General features: G+C 43.5%; 17 protein-coding genes and 2 pseudogenes. 16 read left to right on the forward strand and 3 right to left on the reverse strand.

Going from position 1 to position 20,654, the window contains the following annotated elements:
• The 13 genes and pseudogenes from I6E26_RS07265 to I6E26_RS07325 form a co-directional block, all read left to right on the forward strand.
• On the forward strand, nucleotides 1-839 hold an 839-nt coding region (locus tag I6E26_RS07265; RefSeq protein ID WP_235321188.1), incomplete at its 5' end, for an Rpn family recombination-promoting nuclease/putative transposase.
• 541 nt (nucleotides 840-1,380) lie between these two features.
• Nucleotides 1,381-1,978 (forward strand): annotated as a pseudogene (locus I6E26_RS07270) (flagellin); the annotation flags it as partial.
• 632 nt (nucleotides 1,979-2,610) lie between these two features.
• Nucleotides 2,611-3,237 (forward strand): annotated as a pseudogene (locus tag I6E26_RS07275) (flagellin); the annotation flags it as partial.
• Between the two features lie 256 nt (nucleotides 3,238-3,493).
• Nucleotides 3,494-4,780, forward strand: coding sequence for an AbiH family protein (locus I6E26_RS07280; RefSeq protein WP_235321189.1), 1,287 nt, complete (start codon nucleotides 3,494-3,496; stop codon nucleotides 4,778-4,780).
• Between the two features lie 64 nt (nucleotides 4,781-4,844).
• Entirely contained in the window at nucleotides 4,845-5,810 is a 966-nt protein-coding gene (gene fliB / locus I6E26_RS07285; protein WP_235321190.1) for a flagellin lysine-N-methylase, read from the forward strand.
• A 474-nt stretch (nucleotides 5,811-6,284) separates the two neighbouring features.
• Nucleotides 6,285-6,728 carry a ribosome maturation factor RimP gene (gene rimP / locus I6E26_RS07290; protein ID WP_235321191.1) on the forward strand — a complete coding sequence of 148 codons (444 nt, stop codon included), beginning with the start codon at nucleotides 6,285-6,287 and terminating at the stop codon, nucleotides 6,726-6,728.
• Between the two features lie 104 nt (nucleotides 6,729-6,832).
• A complete protein-coding gene (nusA, locus tag I6E26_RS07295; RefSeq protein WP_235321225.1) occupies nucleotides 6,833-7,996 on the forward strand; it encodes a transcription termination factor NusA in 1,164 nt (387 codons plus the stop codon).
• A gap of 1 nt (nucleotide 7,997) precedes the next feature.
• Nucleotides 7,998-8,267 (forward strand): RNase P modulator RnpM, encoded by a 270-nt coding sequence (gene rnpM, locus I6E26_RS07300; protein WP_235321192.1) that lies wholly within the window; start codon nucleotides 7,998-8,000, stop codon nucleotides 8,265-8,267.
• Nucleotides 8,264-8,593, forward strand: a complete 330-nt coding sequence (locus tag I6E26_RS07305; RefSeq protein ID WP_235321193.1) for a L7Ae/L30e/S12e/Gadd45 family ribosomal protein — start codon at nucleotides 8,264-8,266, stop codon at nucleotides 8,591-8,593. Before rnpM ends, I6E26_RS07305 begins: the two co-directional genes overlap by 4 nt.
• On the forward strand, nucleotides 8,593-11,157 hold the full coding sequence (infB, locus tag I6E26_RS07310; RefSeq protein WP_235321194.1) for a translation initiation factor IF-2: 2,565 nt from the start codon (nucleotides 8,593-8,595) through the stop codon (nucleotides 11,155-11,157). The genes I6E26_RS07305 and infB overlap by 1 nt, the downstream gene beginning before the upstream one ends.
• A gap of 23 nt (nucleotides 11,158-11,180) precedes the next feature.
• Nucleotides 11,181-11,546 (forward strand): 30S ribosome-binding factor RbfA, encoded by a 366-nt coding sequence (rbfA, locus tag I6E26_RS07315; protein WP_235321195.1) that lies wholly within the window; start codon nucleotides 11,181-11,183, stop codon nucleotides 11,544-11,546.
• A 110-nt stretch (nucleotides 11,547-11,656) separates the two neighbouring features.
• Nucleotides 11,657-12,592 carry a DHH family phosphoesterase gene (locus tag I6E26_RS07320; RefSeq protein ID WP_235321196.1) on the forward strand — a complete coding sequence of 312 codons (936 nt, stop codon included), beginning with the start codon at nucleotides 11,657-11,659 and terminating at the stop codon, nucleotides 12,590-12,592.
• A gap of 79 nt (nucleotides 12,593-12,671) precedes the next feature.
• Complete coding sequence (locus I6E26_RS07325) at nucleotides 12,672-13,199, forward strand: nitroreductase (protein WP_235321197.1); 528 nt, start codon at nucleotides 12,672-12,674, stop codon at nucleotides 13,197-13,199.
• Nucleotides 13,200-13,360: 161 nt separating this feature from the next.
• On the opposite strand, the gene I6E26_RS07330 is transcribed toward I6E26_RS07325, so the two are convergent.
• Complete coding sequence (locus tag I6E26_RS07330) at nucleotides 13,361-13,828, reverse strand: Hsp20/alpha crystallin family protein (protein ID WP_235321198.1); 468 nt, start codon at nucleotides 13,826-13,828, stop codon at nucleotides 13,361-13,363.
• A 415-nt stretch (nucleotides 13,829-14,243) separates the two neighbouring features.
• On the opposite strand from I6E26_RS07330, the gene murI reads away from it, so the two are divergent.
• On the forward strand, nucleotides 14,244-15,035 hold the full coding sequence (murI, locus tag I6E26_RS07335) for a glutamate racemase (RefSeq protein ID WP_235321199.1): 792 nt from the start codon (nucleotides 14,244-14,246) through the stop codon (nucleotides 15,033-15,035).
• Between the two features lie 33 nt (nucleotides 15,036-15,068).
• On the opposite strand, the gene I6E26_RS07340 is transcribed toward murI, so the two are convergent.
• Both I6E26_RS07340 and I6E26_RS07345 read right to left on the reverse strand, forming a co-directional pair.
• The gene (locus tag I6E26_RS07340) at nucleotides 15,069-15,635 is read right to left on the reverse strand and encodes a chromate transporter (protein ID WP_235321200.1); all 567 of its coding nucleotides are present in this window, start codon (nucleotides 15,633-15,635) and stop codon (nucleotides 15,069-15,071) included.
• A gap of 12 nt (nucleotides 15,636-15,647) precedes the next feature.
• The gene (locus tag I6E26_RS07345; protein WP_235321201.1) at nucleotides 15,648-16,229 is read right to left on the reverse strand and encodes a chromate transporter; all 582 of its coding nucleotides are present in this window, start codon (nucleotides 16,227-16,229) and stop codon (nucleotides 15,648-15,650) included.
• 251 nt (nucleotides 16,230-16,480) lie between these two features.
• Here I6E26_RS07345 and I6E26_RS07350 point away from each other — a divergent pair, with 251 nt between their 5' ends.
• The gene (locus I6E26_RS07350; protein WP_235321202.1) at nucleotides 16,481-17,854 is read left to right on the forward strand and encodes an amino acid permease; all 1,374 of its coding nucleotides are present in this window, start codon (nucleotides 16,481-16,483) and stop codon (nucleotides 17,852-17,854) included.
• A gap of 89 nt (nucleotides 17,855-17,943) precedes the next feature.
• Nucleotides 17,944-20,631 carry a DNA polymerase I gene (polA, locus tag I6E26_RS07355; RefSeq protein WP_235321203.1) on the forward strand — a complete coding sequence of 896 codons (2,688 nt, stop codon included), beginning with the start codon at nucleotides 17,944-17,946 and terminating at the stop codon, nucleotides 20,629-20,631.
• Nucleotides 20,632-20,654: the final 23 nt, after the last annotated feature.

The following is a 20,654-nucleotide window of genomic DNA, read 5'->3' on the forward strand; positions in this document are numbered from 1 at the left end:
AACCAGAAGCTCTTGTTGATGCAATGGCGAAATCACAGTATAAAGCTGATGATAATGTAATACACGAACAGGAACGGGATGTAGCTAAATATTGGACGGATAAGAACTGTTATATTCGTCTAGCCCTGTTGGGAGTAGAGAATCAGTTGGCTATAGATATGGATATGCCATTGAGGGTGATGGGCTATGATGGCAGTTCCTATCGGGATGAAATGAACCAAGACGAAATAGTTATTGATGAAGGAACAGGCAAAAAACATAAAATTCGCCATAAGCGTTACCCAGTTGTAACTATTGTGTTATATTTTGGCAAGACACCTTGGAAGAAGCCGCTTAGCTTATATGATGTATTGGAAATATCTGATGATTTGAAGCCCTTTGTTAATGACTACAAAATCAATTTGATTGATGTGCCAAGGCTTACAGGGGAGCAGGTAGAAAAATTTACCAGTGATTTTCAGATTATTGCAGACTACTTTGTACAGCTTAGTAAAAATAATGATTATGTGCCAAAGGATAAAACTATTAAGCATGCAGATAGTTTCTTGAAATTAATGTCAGTATTAACACAGGATGATAAATATGCTGAAATGGGTAAAAAAATTGCCCATGAAAGGGAGGGATTTAATATGTGTAAAGTATTAGATAAGGCAGAGGCGCGTGGTGAAGCTCGCGGAAAAGCTATTGGCGAGGCAAGGGGCAAGACTATTGGCGCCTTGAATAAAACTGTAGAAATTTTGCGGGTGATTATTGCCAAGAATAGCTGGTCCAAGGAACAGGCTATGGAGTTTATTGGCATACCTAAGAGTGAATTTGCCAAATATGCTGCTTTATTGTAAAGTTGCAGGGTATATTATGCGAAAAAATCCAACACGACAATTTTAATTAATAATAAATGAGAGAAAAGAATAAAACTTTACAAAATTTATGAAAAAAGGGGCGTATTCGGCTTGTAAGGCGGATATGCCCTTATTTTTGTGTCAAGAATAAGGCTGTTGCAGGCAAGTGTTAGAGGCTGGCTGTGAGGAAATATGAGGATAGGGAAATTGGTGGGGGTAGATGATTTGCAGATCGGTTGCAATAATTAGGAAACTATTAAGTGCCATGAGCGAGGCTGGCATATGAGGCCAGAGAGGCCCTAGAACCCCCATGTAGTCACAGGAATGAAATTTGACCTAAAAACTCCCGAATATACTTGATTTTTTCAACTTCTATATTAAAATATAGTCACCGAGGATGGAGTAGAGAAAAGCCTTGTACCAGACAATTTTTCCGCGGAGGCTGGAACAGGATTTTTCCTGAAAAATCCTACCTATATGGGAGAGATAGCAAGGATGCAATCTCTCTTTAGATGTTTTTAAAATCAAGGAGGAATTTATTATGGCTATGATCGTAAAGAACAACATGACCGCAATTAACACTCTCAACACTTTGAACAAGAACTCCAGCGCCCTGTCCAAGAGCCTGCAGAAGGTTTCTTCCGGCATGAAGATTAACAGCGCTGCTGATGATGCTTCCGGCTACGCTATTTCCGAGCGCATGCGCGTACAGATCCGTTCCCTGGATCAGGCAAATCAGAACACCCAGAATGGCAGCTCCATGATGAAGGTAGCTGAGGGTGCTGTAAGCTCTACTGTTGAGATTCTTAAGACTTTGAAGGAAAAGGCTGTAAACGCAGCCAACGATTCCAACACCGATTCTGATCGTCAGACCATCCAGAAGGAACTGGATCAGTCCATTGACCAGATTAACGATAATGCAAATGTAACCTTCAACGGCAAATATCTGGTTGACGGATCCAAGAACAGCAAGGGTAATGCTACCTACACTGTATTGACTAACCAGAGTCTTTCTACCGATACTAAGGCTGGTGATTTGCTTACTACCTTGAAGGCTCGCAGTGGCGACAGCTTGGAGATTGTAGATACAGATAAGGTAACTGTATCCTATGTGCAGGCTGGTAAGACCTATAGTACTACCTTTGATGCTAAGGGTGCTAGTTTGCAGGATATTTTCAATCATGCTGAAAATATTGATGATAGTAGCAAGATTTTTGCAGATAAATCTAATGAAAGTGTTATGGCTTCCACAGGTGTTACAGATGCTACTAAGGCACAGGAAGCCATGAAGAAAGCTGATGCAAAAGTGTATGGTGATGATGTAGCTGACGCAATTGCTAAGGGAACTATGGACTATCCACCTCAGTTTAGTAAAAAAGCGGCTGATTCTGGAAATTTTGTTGCAAAAGATGGCACTACTAAGATAGCTATTGACAACACGGCAAAAGCTGCTTTGGGTTCTGTAGAAGGTGGTACAGGTAAGGCAGGCGAGAAGGTAGCCAAGGCTATTGCTACTTATAATGAAGGTGCAAAAGCAGGAGAGGAAATCGATATTAGCAAGCTGAAGGCTTACATGACCATAGACAAGACCGCTGGAGCAGTTACTGCCGATAATGATGCTGACAAAATGGAAATGTTGAAGATTTTGGCTCAGGATCCTAATGCCGCAAAATTGGCAGCTAAACAAGCCGATGCTAAAGCAGCAATTGATGCTTATAATACATACAGTAAAGACAGAGTAGCTTCATCTAATGAACATACCGCGGTAGTTTCAAGTGCTACCGTGGGTATTGATGCTGCTGGTGATAAGGTTGATACTGCTTCTGGTGAGGCAGGGATTAGCATTACTGCCCACAAGGGAGGTATCGGCGGTCAGATTTCTGGTCTGAACATCAGTATTACCGATTCCAAGGGCAATGTAAAGAAGTCTGCTAATGCAGCTTTGGATGCTTTCTCCGAGACTGTTCGTGCTCAGAACAAGTCTGATGATAATGCTATTACCTTGCAGGTTGGTGCATCTGCTAACCAGTCCATTAAGGTTGGTTTGACTGATATGCGTGCTGAGGCTCTGGGCTTGAAGGGTGCAGACGGTACTACTTTGAACATTTCTACTCAGGGTAAGGCAAATGCTGCTATCAACGTATTGGATAACGCTATTCAGAAGGCTCTTGACCAGCAGACCACCATTGGTTCCGTTGAGTCTCGTCTGGAATACACCTCCAGCAACCTGACCACTGCATCTGAGAATGTACAGGCTTCTGAGTCCACTATTCGTGATGCTGATATGGCTAAGGAAATGACCAACTATACCAAGAACAATGTTCTGCTGCAGGCTGCACAGTCCATGTTGGCACAGGCTAATCAGTCCAGCTCCAACGTACTGTCCCTGCTTCAGTAAGAGCATCGCTAGGATAGCTGGTTGATGGCAAATCTATTTAGATAAGCTGTCAAAATTACTATGATATATTCAGTAGCAAGGTTTCACTTGCTACTGGTATATATAAATTAAATATGCTAATTCCGCACCCCTTCTTGTTGCTAGCCTGAAGGATCAAGGTGTGTTATTAGAACTACCATTGCATATGGGGCGGGAGAGTTGTCACTCCCGCCCCATTATTATTAGGAATAGATGTACAAAGCAGATGTTTATATTAATGAAGGTGATCGATTTGAATATACTTGTTATTGGGAATGGATTTGATTTGGCACTGGGATGGCCAAGTAAGTATACGGATTTTTTGAATTTTATAAAGGTATTTCAGATAGCCTACAATAATAAAGATTATCAGGATGCTCGGGTTCCTGAAGATTGCATAAGGGATTTAAACGATAGAATAGATCGGTATCCCATGGAAGATGAAAAGAAGACATTAGAAAGTTTAAAGCCATTTTGGGACGGATTTAGCGAGGCTTTTACCTCCTCAGAGGCCAATCAAGTATTTAGAGATTTTCATTTCTGTATTTATAAAAACCGTTGGATAGAATATTTTCAATATAGATATGATAGGCAATTGATTGCAGGCGAAAATTGGATAGATATTGAGAAAGAGATTAAAGATGCAATTAAGGTATTGGAAAATGATTCTATAGCGATAGTCAATCGCGAATCTTTTTTTATTGACACATATGAAGTCAATAATACAATAAAGGAACTAATAGAAAAAATACAAAGTGAAAAAAAGGAAAATAGAAAATATAATTTGCCTGCAGAAGTGTATGAAAAATTAAGAAGCAGTTTAATATACGAACATGATAAATTTGTTATGGCTTTGGGGATATACATTGATTTTTTTATTAGTACGATATATGAAGAATGTGATATTCAAAGAGATATATATAGGTTATTAAAATTAAGGGAGAATGATAAGATAGACCATGTTTTGAGCTTTAATTATATAAATAATTACAATGCAAAATATAGTGGCGTTAAGCAAGAAGAAAATAATACTTGTACTGTACATGGTTCGGTGAATTATATGTATGAGATACGGAATTTAACAAAAAACGAGAAAAAATATGATTACGATTCAGAGAATATAAAAAGAATAATAGAAAAGAACAAAATGATTATCGGTTTTGACGAATATAGGGATGATGATGCCAAAAACAAGCAATTGGATTTTATCTATTATAGAAAATATTTTCAGAGAATTTTAAAAGGAACAGGAAGTCAGTATTTAGAATGGCTTGGCCAAAACGAACTTAACAATATTTACATATTTGGGTGTTCCTTGGATGCTACAGATAAAGAAATTATTAAGGATTTATTTCTGCGTAAACCAGTTCATACAAAGATTAAAATTTATTATCATGATGAAGAGGCACATAATAGAATGATAATGAATCTAATTAGTATACTGACGCAGGAGAAAGTTATTGAAATGACTAGCGGAATTAATCCAGATATTGAATTTGTAGCACAAACAAAGTGGCAAAAATAATACTTTAGTAAAAGAAAGGAATATGCCAATTCTTTCTATGGAATTGGCATAAGGTATTAGTTAGATGTCAAATAATGATATCATTATATTACAACCGAAATATGTAGCAGATTTTCAATGTGATGGTTCTAAATGTAATGCCAAATGCTGTGGTAAATGGCGTATAGATATTGATATGGAGACTTATAAGAAATATCAGCGCATTAAGAATCCTGCTATGCGAAAAAAGATATTATCTAGCATTCAGCCTTCAACTATTCAGACTGGTTTTCAAATTGAGCTAAATAATAAGGGTGTATGTCCATTACTGTGTGAGGATAATTTATGTTACATTCAGCGTAATATGGGAGAGAGTGCATTATCCCAAACCTGCAAGGTGTATCCAAGAATGGTACAGCAAATTGGTAATTATCAATTTAGAATGTTGGCGATGACTTGTCCGGTAGCTGCTGAATATGCTTTGCTTTCGCCTAATGCTATGGGGCTGCAGCAAATTAGCTGTGAAGAGGATACATCTGCCTGGAAACTGATTGCAAAGAATTGTAACATGAAGAATGTACCTAATGATTTGTCTGCTGTTCATATTATGATGGGAGGATTAGCAATTTTGCAAAATACTTCCTATACTTTTGAGCAGAGACTAGTGATTTTAGGTTTGTTTCTTGATAAAGTAGAGGATTGCCAACAGGATGTGGAAGCTGTGGCAGGTTTGATAGATTATTACAATAGCGACACATTTCAGCAGGAAATTTCGAATTTATGGGAGAATTGGCAATATTATCCAGTTGCTCATCACCAATTTATGAATGGCATTATTACAGTGCTAAAGCAGGAAAAAGAATTACTAATATCAAGCGAGCATTGGCAGGTAATGAATGATTATTATAACAATGTATATGAGGAAAGGCATCATTTGGTGCAAGAGCGTTTGGGAAGTGTTCTAGAACGATATTGGCAGCATGAATGGCTTTTTCATGCTTATACATATTCCTTTAGTGGTGGTTTTTGCATAATTATTTTTCATATTTGATAGCTTATGAACTGTGCCAATTGGTGATTCATAGCACCTATGCCTTAGACAATGCATGGGCTGAAAGAAATATATTGGATGTGCTGGGAGAGTTCTCAAAATCATTTGATCATAGGCGAGATTTTTCCAAAGCTTTAGTCAAGGAAACAGCTTATTTTGAGCGAGAGCCATTAAAGCTGATGCAGGTGCTGTTGAGATTGAAGTAGAGTGATTCGGCAACAGCCGGAGGGGCATGACACTTTTGCGTAAATAGGGCCATTAAGTCGGACAGAGCAACAGTCGTTATGACCGCAGGTTGTATTTTGATAAAAGGCGATATATAAATTTTGATTAATATGTAAATTAGTATTTACATACCTGAATAGAAATGCTATAATAAGCATAGCAATTAATTTAAGTCTTAGCAGAGTGGGTGTTTCACCCACTCTTTTCTTTGAAATAAGATAGGAATTTTCGTTAAGGAGGGAGATTTGCGTGGCTGGCAGAATTGAAGCAGAGGTAGAAAAGATTGTCGAGGAGCTGCTGGAAAATACAGCCTTGGAGCTGGTGGCAGTGGACTACGTAAAGGAGCGTGACTGGTACCTTCGTGTCTTTATTGACAAGGAGGGCGGCGTAGATCTGGATGATTGTCAGGATCTTAGCAGAAAGCTGGAAGAGCTTTTGGATGCCCAGGATCTTATCAAGACCAGTTATATTTTGGAGGTATCCTCTCCCGGCCTTGATAGAGAGCTGAAAAAGCCTAGAGATTTTCAGCGGGAAATGGGTAAGGATATTGATGTAAGCCTTTTTGCTCCACTAGATGGCAAAAAGGTGGTAACAGGCCCACTAAGTGCCTATGATGGAGAAACCATCAATGTAGGCGATATGGCTATTCCAATGGACAAGGTAGCCAAGGTGAACCTGCATATAGATTTTTAAGAAACCAAATGATTGGTAACCAGTCATGAAATTTAGGAGGTTAATAAATAGTGGCTACCAGAACAAAAAAAGTAAAGGCTGCAGAAGATAAAGATTGCGGATTTATGACAGCATTCAAGGAGTTGGGCTTGGAAAAGGGTATCAACCCTGAGATTATCTTTGATGCTATTGAGGATGCCCTGGTGGCAGCCTACAAGAGAAATTTTAATTCCGCACAGAATGTACGAGTTAATTTGGATCGCATTACCGGCAGCTATCATGTATATGCCATTAAAACCGTAGTTGATGAGGTTGAGGATGCTGTTCAGGAAATTTCCTTGGCTATGGCCCGCAAGATTTCTCCAAATTATCAGGTAGGGGATACTCTGGAGGTAGAGGTTACTCCTGCTAACTTTGGCCGTATTGCAGCCCAGAATGCCAAGCAGGTAGTTGTACAGCGTATTCGCGAAGCTGAGCGGGGCATGATTTACAGCGAGTTCTCTGAGAGAGAGAATGAGGTTGTAACCGGCATTATTCAGCGAGTAGAAAACAGAAATGTTTTTGTAGATCTGGGCAAAACTGAGGCTATTATGCCTCCAGCAGAGCAGATTCCTACTGAGGAATATGTAGTAAACAATCGTATCAAGGCAATTGTTATTGAAGTAAAGAACAGCACCAAGGGCCCACAGGTTACTCTGTCCCGTACTCATCCAGACCTTTTGAAGCGTCTCTTTGAGCTGGAGGTGCCTGAGATTCACGATGGCATTGTGGAGATTAAATCCGTAGCCCGTGAGGCTGGTATGCGTTCCAAGATTGCTGTTTGCGCTAGAGAAGAAGGCGTAGACCCTATTGGTTCCTGTGTAGGCCATAGGGGATTCCGTGTACAGACCATTGTGGATGAGCTGCACAACGAGAAGATTGACATTGTAGAGTGGGATGAAAATCCTGCTGTTTACATTGCTCATGCTCTTAGCCCTGCCAAGGTTATCAGCGTAGATGTAGACGAAAATGAGAAGATGTCCAGAGTAGTGGTTCCAGACAATCAGCTTTCCCTTGCTATTGGCAAGGAAGGACAGAATGCTCGTCTGGCAGCCAAGCTTACCGGCTGGAAGATTGATATCAAGAGCGAATCTCAGGCTCAGGAGGAGGAAGTTGCTGCTCCTGTAGAGGATGATTTGGCTGATGATATTCTGGCTGAACTGGGCCAGGAAGATGATTTCCAGCAGGAAAATGCTGCTCCAGAGGAAGCTTCTCAGCCAGCAGATGTAGAGCCAGACGAGGAAGCATAATATGGCAGTAACAAAGAAGATTCCTGCCAGATTATGTCTGGGCTGTCAGCAGCAGCATCCCAAGAAGGAGCTGGTACGGATAGTACGCAGTCCTGAGGGGGAGTTTTCTGTAGATCTGACAGGCAAGAAAGCTGGTCGGGGAGCATATATATGCAACAACAAGGAATGTCTGGAAAAGGCCTTTAAGAGTCATGGTCTGGATCGTTCCTTTAAGAGCAAGATTGACAAGGCTGTATATGATGAGCTGTTACAGCAGCTCCTTTCAGAATGATGAACGAACAGAAGATAATGAACCTGCTAAGTATGGCACAGCGGGCTGGTCGAGTGGCCTCCGGTGATTTTGCTGTAACCAAGGCAGTACAAGGAAATAAAGTCCATTTGCTCTTGGTGGCAGGGGATGCTTCGGCAGAAACCCGTCAGCGATATGAGCAGATGGCGGCACGAGGAAAAATAAAAATAGTCTATCTTTGGGATAGAGAGCAGTTAGGTCATTGTATTGGCAAGGACTTTAGAGCAGTGGCGGCCGTAATGGATGCAGGATTTGCCAATGCAATTGCCCGCTTTTGTCCCACTGATGGAGAAACGGGGGTGGATTAATGTCAAAATACAGAATATATGACATCGCCAAGGAACTAAATACTGACAACAAAACTATCTTGGGCATTCTGCACAAGAATAATATTGAAGCTAAATCCCATTCCAGCACAGTGGATGACAATGCCCGCCAGGTGGTAATCAAGGCGCTGCAGTCCCAGCAGAAGCCACAGCAGACTAAGGCTAATGCAAAGCAGACAGCTCCAAAGCCACAGAATGATGGTAAGCCACAGACTCATGCCAAGGCTCAGAAGCCACAGCAGAGTCATACTCAGCAGCCACAGGCTGGCAAGCAGGAGAAAAATCATCGTGAGGCTGGTGGCAATGGTCACAGTATTCGGGAGCGTAACGATAACAAAAATCGTCAGGGCCGTAATAATGGTGAACAGCATAATGCTGGTGATAACCAGAAGAAGCACAATGGCAGCCAGCAGGATCGTCGTAACGACAGGCATCAGCATAACAATGGTGGCAATGGCCATCAGAATGATCGCCAGAAGCCTGTAGGAGATAGACCAAAGAATAACAGCAATCGTCCTGAGCGCAATGACCGTAACGACCGCAATGGTGGCCATAATGATAACAGGAACGAGAAGAAGAATAACCGCGATAACCGGATGGAGCGTACTGACCGAATGGATAGAAATGATCGTAACCGCCAGAATGGTGGTCGCAATGACCGTAATGGCAAAAATGGCCGCAACAATTTCAACAACAATGGTTTTGGCGGCAAGAACAATCGCAATAAGAATAACCGCAACAAGAACAATCAGCAGCAGGCTCCAAAGATGGAAATAGCCCGCCCTAAGAACATTAAAGTAGGGGAGACTATTATCGTCAAGGATTTGGCCAGCAAGATGAGCTGTACCGCAGCTGAGATTATCAAGAAGCTGATGCTGATGGGGGTTCTGGCCAGCATCAATCAGGAAATTGATTTTGATACAGCTGCCTTGGTGGCCAGCGAATTTGGAGTTAATGTAGAGGAGTTGCCACCAGAGGTAGATCCTACTCTGATTCCAGAGATTGTGGATGATCCAAAGACCTTGGTTCTGCGTCCACCTGTTGTTACCGTAATGGGCCATGTTGACCACGGTAAAACCTCTCTGCTGGATGTTATTAGAAAGACTTCTGTATCCACCCATGAGGCTGGCGGTATTACCCAGCACATCGGTGCATATCAGGTAAAGTGTCAGGGCAAGAAGATTGTTTTCCTGGATACCCCAGGTCATGAAGCATTTACTGCTATGCGTGCCCGTGGTGCTCAGGTAACAGATATTGCCATTCTGGTAGTTGCTGCTGATGATGGTGTTATGCCACAGACTGTAGAGGCTATCCACCATGCCAAGGATGCTGGTGTACCTATTATTGTTGCTGTCAACAAGATTGATAAGCCAGGTGCTAATCCAGCCAATGTTAAGAATGAGCTGATGGAGCATGGTCTGGTACCAGAGGAATACGGCGGAGATACCATTATGGTAGAGGTTTCTGCCAAGAAAAATATTGGTATCAGCGATCTGCTGGAAATGGTATTGCTGGTTGCTGAGGTGAAGGAGCTGAAGGCTAATCCAAAGCGTGAGGCTCGCGGTGTTATTATCGAGGCACAGCTGGACAAGGGCCGTGGTCCTGTAGCTACTGTACTGGTTCAGTCTGGTACTCTCCGCATTGGTGATTCCATTGTGGCTGGTACTACCTACGGTAAGGTTCGTGCCATGCTGAACGATCGTGGTGAGAATGTGAAGAAGGCTGGTCCTTCTGTTCCTGTAGAGGTGCTGGGCCTTAACGATGTTCCAGCAGCAGGTGATGAACTGGCAGCTCTGGAGGAGAAGCAGGCTCGTACCATTGCTGAGAAGCGTATGGAGAAGCAGCGCAACGATATGATTCATGCCAAGAAGGTTTCCCTGGATGATCTCTTTAACCAGATTCAGGAGGGCCATCTGAAGGATCTGAATATCGTTGTTAAGGCCGATGTTCAGGGTTCTGTAGAGGCATTGAACAGTTCTCTTATGGGCTTGAACAAGAATGATGAGGTTCGTGTCCGTATTGTACACTCCGGTGTAGGTGCTGTTACTGAGTCTGATGTAATGCTGGCTTCTGCTTCCAATGCTCTGGTTATTGCCTTTAATGTGCGCCCAGATGCCAATGCCCGCCGCGTAGCAGATACCGAGGGTATTGATATCCGCACCTATCGGGTTATCTATGATGCATTGAACGATGTTAAGGAAGCAATGAGCGGTATGCTGGCTCCTAAGTACAAGGAGATTATTCAGGGCAAGGTGGAGATTCGTCAGGTTATGAAATTCTCCAAGGCTCTGGTAGCTGGTTCCTATGTACTGGAGGGCAAGATTACCAATCAGTCCAAGATTCGTATTGTCCGTGACAATATTGAAGTATTTGATGGCGAGCTGGATGGTCTCCGTCGCTTCAAGGATGATGTGAAGGAAGTTGCTGCAGGCTACGAGTGCGGTATTACCATTAAGGATTACAAGGATTTCCGTGAAGGAGATATTATAGAGGCTTATATCATGGAGGAGGTAAAGACCTCTATCAATGATATAAATAAGGAATAAAAAAAGAAACGGAGGGTAGAGATATGAGCCAGCTTCGTATAGAAAAAATTCAGGAGCTCATGAAGCAGGAAATCAGCCAGATTATTCTGCAGGAGTTGAAGGACCCAAGAATCGGCTTTGTGACTGTTACCCAGGTAGAGATTACCAGAGATTTGAGCAGTGCCAAGGTATTTGTCAGCATCATGGGCAATGATGAACAGATAGCCAAAAGCTGGGCTGGTCTGAATAGCTCTCTGGGCTTTATCCGCCGTGAGGTGGGACATCGTATCCGCCTGAGAGTTACCCCTGAGTTAAAATTTGTTCTGGATAAATCTCTGGACTACAGCGATCATATTCAGAAGCTGCTGTTGCAGATTGAAAAGCAGGAGCACAGCAAGGATGCTGAGTAAATAAAAATCGAGAAGCTGTCGTATTTTGTGGTAATAATCCATAACGCGACAGCTTTTTTTGTTGTATAATAAGAAATAGTTAATTGAATTTGAGAAAGGAAGTGGTTCCTGTGCATATAACATTAAAGGAAACAGCAGCCAAAATGCTGGAGGCAGAAAATCTTGTGATTACCACTCATGTAAATCCTGATGGTGATGCCTTAGGCTCCTCTTTGGCTTTGTATCATATGCTGGTACGTCTAGGGAAGAATGTGGAGGTGCTGGTAGACGACGATATTCCGGAGAGTTTTGGCTTTTTGCCAGATATAGAGGCCATACAGAAGCCGGAAAAGGAAAGCTATCCTGCAGATTATCTGATTATGCTGGATGTGTCTAAAGATAGAATAGGACAGGTGCTGAACAAATGTCAGGCTCCTATTATCAATATTGACCATCATCGCACCAATGATGGAGAGGCAGATTTCCTCTATCTGGATGCAGAAAAGGCTGCTACAGCAGAGATTATTTATCAGTTGGCGCAGGAATTGACTGTTACGCCAGACTCAGCAGTAGCCCTATGTATCTATACAGGGCTTTCCACAGATACAGGTAATTTTCGTTTTTCCAATACTAGTGCCTTTACCCTGCGGGCAGCTGCAGATATGGTGGAGGCAGGAGCTCAGCCTCATGTGGTTTCGGAGGCTTTGGAGAAGCGCAGCTTCAAGGAAGTGCTGGATAGAGCCAAAGCTATGGAAACCATTGAAATGGCTATGGAGGGGAGAGTAGCAGGTATTTTTATTGACAATGTTCTCTACGAAACCCTTGACACCACAGAGGGCTTTATTGATGGAGTAAGAATCATTGATGGAGTAGATGTGGCTGTGCTTATGAAGGAAGTGGAGCCAGGGAAATGCCGAGTTAGCATGCGCTCCAAGGGTGTGGATGTTAGTGTAATTGCCACAGAATTTGGCGGTGGCGGTCATGTGCGGGCAGCAGGCTGTACCATTGAGGAGCCTTTAGTCGAAGCCAAGACCAAGCTGCTGGAGGTAATCAGCAGACATATTTGAGAACTAACTGGAATAATTGTGGATAAGATATGGCATTATTCGTATAATTATGTCAATAAAAAAACAGGAGGAAAAACTAATGAGTGATGTTTTGCAGAAAATGGAAACCAGAAGAAGTATTCGCAAGTTCAAAGGGGATATGGTGCCACAGGATATTATGGATAAGATTATTGAAGCAGGTCTTTATGCTGCCAGTGGTCATGGTGAGCAGAATACTATCATGATTCAGGTAACCAATAAGGAACTGCGGGACAAAATTTCCCAGATGAATTGCCAGATTGGTGGCTGGAAGGAAGGCTTTGATCCATTCTATGGCGCACCAGCTATGATTATTGTTTTGGCTAAAAAGAGTTGGCCTAACCGGGTTTATGATGGCAGTCTGGTTATGGGAAATCTTATGCTGGCCGCCCATGAGCTGGGCATTGGCAGCTGTTGGATTCACAGAGCCAAGGAAGAATTTGAAATGGATTGGGGCAAGGAGTTACTAAAATCTCTGGGTATTGAGGAAGAATATGAAGGTATTGGTCACTGCGCCCTGGGCTATGTGGAAGGGGAATATCCTAAAACTCCAGCCCGTAAGCCTAATAGAGTATTCTATGTAAAATAAGGCACTATGCCCATCTTTTATGGGTAGCTGCAAGACAATAAAAAATCCCCCAAGGGAGCTGATGGCAGATTAGATTCATTTTGATACCTATCTGCTAGGACAGTCCCTTGGGGAATTTTTATATAGGGTAGGAATTTATAGGATGTATATACACTATGGGGTTACTTAATAGCAATCTTGGTGTTGCGCTGTACCTCTGGGGCCTTTGGCAAGGTAACCTTCAGTACACCACCTTCAAACTGGGCCTCAATCTTGCTTTCGTCAATGCTGTCAATATAGAAAGAACGGCTAATGGTACCGGTGTGACGCTCACGGCGGATATAATTGCCCTTATCGTCCTTCTGGTCATTGCTTTCATCCTTCTTGGCCTCGATAGTCAGATAATTGTTGTCGTAGTTCAAGGCAATATCCCTTTTGTCCACGCCAGGCAAATCAGCAATCAACTCATAGGAATCACCATTATCCTTTACATCAACCTTCATATTGGTGGTCATAGGCATATCGCCAAAGCCGGCAAAAGGATTAGCGAAGAAGGAGTCATTGAATACATCAAACAGGCTGTTGAAGCCATCCTCTTTCTTGGCAACTTCGTTATTTTTTTTGGAACCAAATGGAACTAAACCGAACATAATTAGGACTCCTTTCAAAGAATCTACACAAAATATTTTATCTTCCCTTTTCAGGGGATGTATTTGGCAGCTATGAATATAACTGCCTGGAGCTTTCATTCTGTCTTGGGATTTCTCTCTTTGACTTTTTGCTCTTTCTGATTATTATTATAGCAATATTGGTCAAAAAGTCAAGAATAATTTTTGATTTATTGACTTTTTATTTGGAGCAATATGGATGATGTGCTTTTTCTACAGGCGGGGCAGGTTGCATCATATATGGTACAACCTGGTTCAAAGTGTATGCTCAGCATTTACTTTGGATAATGTAGGGGGTATAATATAGAGGTTAAAATGAGGTGTTTTATGGCTCTGGCTCTATATATTATGAAGTCTTAGTATCTGTTAGGCTGGGATAAAAATGGAAGTGTGTGTAATGGAATTTAATTTAGATAAAGATGCTCCTATTGGGGTTATGGATAGTGGCATGGGTGGCATTAGCGTTTTGCGGGAGTTGGTAAAGCTGCTGCCTCATGAGAACTTTATTTTCTATGGGGATTCGGCCAATGCTCCCTATGGCAGCCGCAGTACAGAAAATATCTATGAATTAACGGAAAATGTGGTTCAGAAGCTGATAGCCAAAGGGGTAAAGGGGGTAGTTATTGCCTGCAATACTGCCAGCAGTGCCGCAGGCCGGCGCTTGCGGGAGGAATATCCTCAACTGCCTATTGTGGCCATTGAACCAGCTCTAAAGCCAGCTGTAATTGGCTGTCCCAATGGCAGGGTAGTGGTGTTGGCTACGGAAGCCACTTTGCGTGAGAAAAAGTTTGCCAACCTGCTGGAACAGTGGCAGGGCAAGGCGGAAATCATCAAGCTGCCTTTGCCAGGGCTGCCAGAGTTTGTGGAGCGGGGAGAACTGGATTCTCCTGCTTTGCGGGAATTTTTGCAGGGATATTTCAAGACCTTGGGGGATAAACCAGTAGACGGTGTGGTGCTGGGTTGTACCCATTATCCTTTCGTCCGCAAGGTTATAGGTGAGCTGTTGGGGCCCCAGGTGAAAATCTACGATGGAGCCGCTGGTACAGCCAGACAGCTGAGAAGAAGGCTGTTTCGCCGTCAGCTTTTGTCCGATAGACAGGCAAAGGGACAGGTGCAGTGGTTGAACAGCAGTCCTAATCCAGAGATGATAAATTTATCGCAAAAATTATTTAATATTCAGATTGATTGATTTTTTCTACAAGAAAAGCCATTGACAGAAATGTTACAGTCCAGCTATTCCCAATAATAGCCCCAGTACCCCGCTAAGGGCCAGGAGATTTATGACGCCCATTTTACGGCGAACTGCAATAAGAGCCAGGGCAAGGATAATTATTCCCTTAGTGTCGAATTGACTAAAATCCGTAGGCATAGTTTCTGTGTTCCAGACAGAGAGGTAAAGAAAGCTAAGGCCAGCAGCGAAAATCAAGGCGATTACAGCTGGTCTTAGACCATTCAGAATGCCCTTAATGGCGCTGATATCGCCGTATTTTTTCAACAGCCAGGTAACTCCCAGACAGAGAATCAGGGAAGGGGTAACAAAGCCTACTGTGGCGGCAATGGAGCCCCAGAAGCCAGCAATCTTGGTGCCAGCAAAGGTGGCCGCGTTAATGCCAATAGGCCCCGGAGTCATCTGGGATATGGTGAAGATGTCAATAAACTCATTCAAGGTCAGCCATTGGTAATTATCTACCACAGCAGCCTGAATCCAAGGCATAGAGGCATAACCGCCACCTACGCAGAAAAGACCGATTTTGAAAAACTCCCAATAGAGGAGCAAATAGATATCCATAGTGATGCCTCCTTAATTATATTTGGGATTCCGCAGTAAGGCCAGACCGATTAGGCCATCCACAATAACGCAATACATGAGATTTACATCAAAGGCCAGCACTGCCACCATTGTACCTAGGAAAATCAGGCAGGGCAGCAGCAGCTTTTTCTTAAAGAGCTTTTGTACCAGATTGATAACCACATTGATGATAATGGCAGTGGCACCGCATTGCATTCCCTTTAGCACCAGCTGAATATACTGATTGTGGGCAAACAAATCATAGCACAGAGCAATGAGAGACATGGTAATCAAGGGAGGAAGTATGGTAGCCATAAGAGTTACCATGGTGCCCATCAAGCCGGACATACGATAGCCCAGCATAATGGAAGCATTAATGGCCATAACTCCCGGCATGGACTGGGCAATAGCCACAATATCCAAGGTTTCCTTGTCGTCAATCCAACCGTATTCATCTACGAATTTGGATTTCAGCAGGGGGATGATAACCATGCCTCCACCTACGGTAAAGGCGCTAATGAGAAAGGTGGATTTGAATAGCACCCAATAAAAACGCCGAGTGCCTGGCTGTAGTTCCATTTTGTTTTCTGGCATAAAATAGCCTCCTTTAGATTGTTTCTTTTCGATTATAACACCTATATTAGGTAAATAAAATATTTTTGCTTTTTTCAGGTGTTTTTTCTCTAAAAAAACAGGGTTTTCGGCGAAAATTTTTGTAGTATTTCCCCGAAAAAAGTGGTATTATACACTAGAATAATGTTGTATCAGAATGTTATGTCTGATAGGGTGCAGTAGTTGACATCTCAAGGTAGATGCCTACAAGGAAAGGTTGTGTTACAAGGACAATGAACGAGCCAAAAATGAACAGAGGGTTGAAAAATCGCCATTTGCAGCTAATATCCCTGGGAGGAATTATTGGCAGCGGCTATTTTTTAGGAACCGGATATGTATTGGAAAAGGCAGGCCCTGCAGCCATTTTGTCATATCTCTTAGGCGGGGCAATCGTATTATGTGTTATGCTTTGCCTAGCGGAGCTGGCCGTGGCTGAGCCTATAGCAGGTTCCTTTGTTACCTATGCCCGAAAATATATCGGTCCTACCTGGGCCTGTGGTGTAGGCTGGACCTATTGGATGACATGGGTTTCCTATGTCCCCTCGGAAATGATAGCCGCAGGCATCATTATGAATAATTTTCTACCCCAGATAAGCCAATTGTGGTGGGCTGTTCTTTTTGGTTTGCTTGTAACCATTGTGAATTTGTTCCATGTGGACAAATTTGGGGAAAGCGAGTTTTGGCTGGCTATTATCAAGATAGTGGCTTTAATAGCTTTCAGTATTGTAGGTTTTTTGATTATTATGGGCCTTATCGGCCAGCAGGGATATATTGGCAGCAGTATTTTCCTAGGCAGCGGCGGCTTTGCCCCTAACGGTTATTGGTCAATTATCTTGACCATGACCATTATTCTGGTAAATTTTCAAGGTACGGAGATTATCGGTTTGGCAGCAGGGGAGTGCAAGAATCCTGAGAAAAGCATTCCTATAGCGGTGCGGAACGTAACCTGGCGGATTATTGCCCTGTATATCATTCCTATTTCCATTTTGATTTCCATTCTGCCTTGGGATAAGGCAGGTCTTGAGGACAGTGTTTTTGCTGTGGCTATGTCCAATTATGGTTTGGACAGGTTTGCAGCTCTCTTTGCCTTTGTGGTGCTGACAGCAGCCTTGTCCTGCTCCAATTCCGGCCTTTATGGTACAAGCCGGGCTATGTATTCTCTGGCTACTTTGGGCATGGCTCCCAAGAAGCTGGCCGAGCTGAACAAGAACGGTATGCCAAAGAATGCGGTGCTGGTTTCCATTGTTTCCTGCTGGTTTATTATCCTGCTGTACAGCTTTGATGCTAGTGAAGCGGTATATACCTATCTGCTGGCTCTTTCCGGCTTTACAGGAGCCATTGCCTGGATTTCTATCTGCTGGAGTCAGTATAGATTCCGCAAGCAGTCCGTGGCTGATGGCAGTTTTGCCAGTCTGAAGTACAAGACACCATTTTTTCCTTATGTAACCTTATTTGGTATCTGGGCTCAGGTTTTCTGCTTGGTGGTGCTGGCCTTTGAGCCGGATTTGCGGGAAAGCCTGCTGGTGGGAGTGCCTTTCCTGATTGTGCCAATGGCGATTTATCGAGTGCGCCAGTGGCGGCTGAGGCGGGCAGCTCTTTCCCATTAAGTCCTTGGTAATTGAGTGTTATTACATGATGATAGTATCTATGTAGGTACTGTCATCATGTTTTTGTTTATTTATGCAGGAGGTTTATTTTGGACAAGAAGAAATTTTTTATTCTGGATGGCAGCAGCTTGCTGTATCGTGCCTTTTATGCCCTGCCCTTGTTAGAAACAGAAAGTGGCGTTTACACCAATGCTATTGTAGGATTTTCCAATATGCTGTTCAAGCTGTTGACAGACTGGCAGCCAGCAGCCCTGGTCATTGCCTTTGACAAGGGGAAACATACTTTCCGCACAGATATGTTTGCGGATTACAAGGGAACAAGAAAGCCGATGCCAGAGGAATTGAGAAGCCAGGTGCCTCTTTTGCATGAAATGGCGGAGGCCTGGAATATTCCTTTGGTGGAAATGGCTGGCTATGAGGCCGATGATATTATTGGAACTCTGGCTAACAAGGCTGTGGAAGCTGGTATGTCGGCCTATGTGGTTACAGGGGATAGGGATGCTCTGCAGCTGGTAAAGCCTGATTTGACAGTACTTTTTACCAAGAAGGGTATTTCGGATATTGTTCTATATGATGAGGCCAAATTCCAGGAGGAATATCAGGGACTTTCCCCTGTTCAGCTTATTGATTTGAAGGGGCTGATGGGGGATAATTCCGATAATATTCCTGGTGTGCCCAAGGTAGGACCAAAAACTGCCATGAAGCTGATTGCTGCCTATGGCTCTGTGGAGCAGGTACTACTTCATATTGAGGAGATTTCCGGCAAGGCTTTGCAGGAGCGGTTGCGGGATAATCAGCAGCAGGCAGTGTTGTCTAAAAAGCTGGCTACCATTAAGCTGGATGTGCCTGTGGCATATCAGGAGGCCGAATTTGCCTTGGATGCCAAGGCGGGTGCCTTGACGGCTTTTTATCAGAAATATCAGATGCGGAGTCTGGCTCGCCAGGTAGGCAAGCTGGCGGATATTATAGGCGGTGAAGCAGGGGAGGAGCAGGAAGCTGAGGCTCAGCCTTTGTTAGCCATGCCTCAGATGAAGGAAGCTACAGCTTTGGAAGCTGGTCGGGAGATGTACCAGCAGGCTGTTAAGGCAGGCAAGGCCTTTGTTATGGGAGATTTTCAGGGGGCAGTGCCTCACAAAAAGCTGGTGGCAGCAGCGGTAGTTATTGGCAGTCAGCTCTATTATTGTCCTATGAGCAAAGAGGAGATCCATGGCATGGATACCCTCTTTGGGGATTTGGAGCCGGAAGTCAATCCGGGCTGGGAGTATGTGTTGAAACTTTTGGCTGATAAGGACGTTGCTAAATATATTTGTGATGCCAAGGGATTTTATCATAGCGGCATTCAGCTGGTCGGTAATATTTGGGATGCATCCTTGATGGGGTATCTTTTGAATCCTGCCAGCAACAAATATACTATGCCGGAGCTGATGCATAGCTATGATGCTGGGGTGCAGGAGCCAGAGGAGGCATGGACTGACTCCATGAAGCTGGGCTGGCAGTGCTATGGACTGGCCCAGATAGGGGAAAGACTACAGAAGAAGCTGATGCTTTTTGATTTGCTGCCCCTTTATCAGGAGATTGAATTTCCTCTGGTACAGGTGCTGGCCGCAATGGAGCAGGCAGGAATCTATTTGAATAGGGAAAGTCTGGCTCGCCAAACCAGAGAGGCTGGCAGTATTATTGCTGATTTGGAGCAGGAAATCTATGATTTGGCAGGGAGACAGTTTAATATTGCTTCACCGAAGCAGCTAGGGGTAATTCTCTTTGAGGAACTGGGACTGCCTGTTATTAAGAAAACCAAAACCGGCTATTCCACCAATGTGGAGGTTTTGAATGAGCTGTATAATCTCCATCCTATTATCGAGAAGATTTTGGCTTATCGCCAGTGGACCAAGTTGAAATCCACCTATATGGATGGTATTGCTCCTTTGATAGATAGAGAGGATGGTCGAGTACATACCAGCTTTAATCAGACCGCTACGGCCACAGGCAGATTAAGCAGTTCAGATCCAAACTTACAGAATATTCCTGTCCGTCGGCAGGAAGGGCGCCATATTCGCGAAATGTTTGAGCCAGGTCAGGGCTATGATTTGCTGGTATCTGCTGATTACAGCCAGATTGAGCTTAGGGTGCTGGCGGATATGTCTCAGGATGAAAATTTCTTGCGAGCTTTCCGTCATAATGAGGATGTTCATGCCCGTACTGCTGCTGAGGTTTTCGGAGTGGCTGTAGAGGATGTGGACAGCGAATTGCGGCGCAAAGCCAAGGCGGTAAATTTTGGCATTATCTATGGTATGAGCGATTTTGGCCTGGCTCAGGATTTGCATATTTCCCGCAAGGAGGCCAAGGAATACATTAACAAGTATTTTGCCAAATGTCAGGGGGTAAAAGCCTTTATTGACAAGGTGGTAACTGAGGCTCATGATAATGGCTATGTGGTGACCAAATTCGGCCGCCGTCGGGATTTACCGGAAATCCGCAGTACCAATTTCCAGCGCCGTTCCCTGGCCGAGCGGATGGCTATGAATACCCCTATTCAGGGAACAGCTGCGGATATTATTAAGCTGGCTATGATTCGCACCTATAAGGCTTTGCAGGAGGCAGGGCTAAAGAGTCGTATGCTGCTGCAGGTTCACGATGAACTGGTGCTGGAGGTGCCTCAGGAGGAACTGCCTCAGGTTAAGGATTTGCTAAAGCAGTCTATGGAGCAGGCGGCGGAACTGCAGGTGCCATTAACCATTGATATTAATGCAGGAAAGAACTGGGCGGAGGCAAAATAATGAAGCGTTCATGGCGAAATTAA

The sequence above is a fragment of the Anaerovibrio lipolyticus genome (assembly GCF_021531495.1).
GTDB lineage: Bacteria > Bacillota > Negativicutes > Selenomonadales > Selenomonadaceae > Anaerovibrio.